The 1,133-nt window shown below is 30.5% G+C and carries 2 protein-coding genes; both read right to left on the bottom strand.

All coding sequences use genetic code 11. The features are described from left to right. Positions 1-31: 31 nt before the first annotated feature. Positions 32-1,000 (bottom strand): site-specific tyrosine recombinase/integron integrase, encoded by a 969-nt coding sequence (xerA, locus tag AB1414_21300; protein ID MEW6609948.1) that lies wholly within the window; start codon positions 998-1,000, stop codon positions 32-34. Between the two features lie 47 nt (positions 1,001-1,047). Further along, positions 1,048-1,133: type I site-specific deoxyribonuclease (locus tag AB1414_21295; protein ID MEW6609947.1), on the bottom strand; the 86-nt coding region annotated here is incomplete at its 5' end.

The raw sequence follows: 1,133 nt of genomic DNA, 5'->3' as shown, positions 1-1,133 counted from the left end.
CCCCTACAAATCTAAATTTGTAATAGATAAATCACCCAATATACTTTTTATGCGAGATTTTTACATTGTTTTGGTTAACCATTGCATATTTCATAGTTGTATCAATTTGTTGATGGCCTAATAATTGCTGAACTTGCTCGATCGGCATGCCTTTATCTATCGCTCGTGTTGCCATTGTTCGTCTAAATTTATGTGGATGTATATTTTCAAGACCTATGCTTCTTCCTAACTTCCTTACACCGATCTCTACTCCGCTAATCTGAAGTCTTTTATGAGGTTTATGATTAGTAACGAACAGAGCTTTTGAAGTATCAGTTCTTTCATCAAGATATCTCTTTAAATGCAACTTAGTTTTCGCATCAAAGTATACTCTTCTTTCTTTATCACCTTTTCCATAAACAATACATTCTCTTTCATGAAAATTTATATCGGTAATATCCAGGTTTACAAGTTCTCCAACTCTTATACCTGTAGAATAAAGCATATCTATAATGGCGAGATCTCTACTATTGGTGCATGCATCTCTAATTAATTCAATTTTTTCGTCAGAAATAACTTCCTTAACTGTCATTCCAGTTTTGATTTTCTTAATCCTTCTGACAGGATTCTTCAAGATGTGATTTTCTTCTTCTAACCATGAAAAGAAACTAGATAGATTTCTTCTCACATTATCAATTGTTAATTTACTACAATCATTTATCTTCTGATACTCTTTCAAGTAATCTCTAATCATTTCGGTAGTTATCTTTCGAATTGGTGATTTAATTATGCTAAGCATCTTTTCTATTGTTGACTCATAATAACTTAAAGTTCTTTGCGAACATCCCTCTACTTGTTTTGCTGATAAGAACATAATCAAATATTCATTGTTCTCTTTTTTTTCTTCTTTATATATCTCATACTCAAGCCTTTTTACTAAAGATTCTTGTAATTGTTTCATCTGCGTTATATTTAAGTACGCACTCATATCATTTAATATTGATTCCATTTGATTTTGCATTTGACACACTCCATTTTTAATGAAAAGTATATCAAATACTTGTTTGGTTAGCCAAAATACTCTTGCATTAATGAATCAAATAGCATTTGAGTCTCATTAAGTGATTTTTGAACTTCAAATTTCAATTTGTCGA

This window comes from bacterium, from assembly GCA_040755795.1.
GTDB lineage: Bacteria > UBA9089 > CG2-30-40-21 > CG2-30-40-21 > SBAY01 > JBFLXS01.
Note: the sequence above shows the minus strand (reverse complement) of the source record. Positions and strands in the feature narration are given on the sequence as shown.

What these genes read in the sequence shown, in the direction of transcription:
- xerA (MEW6609948.1), bottom strand. Translation starts at nt 1,000, where the DNA reads ATGCAAAATCAAATGGAATCAATATTAAATGATATGAGTGCGTACTTA.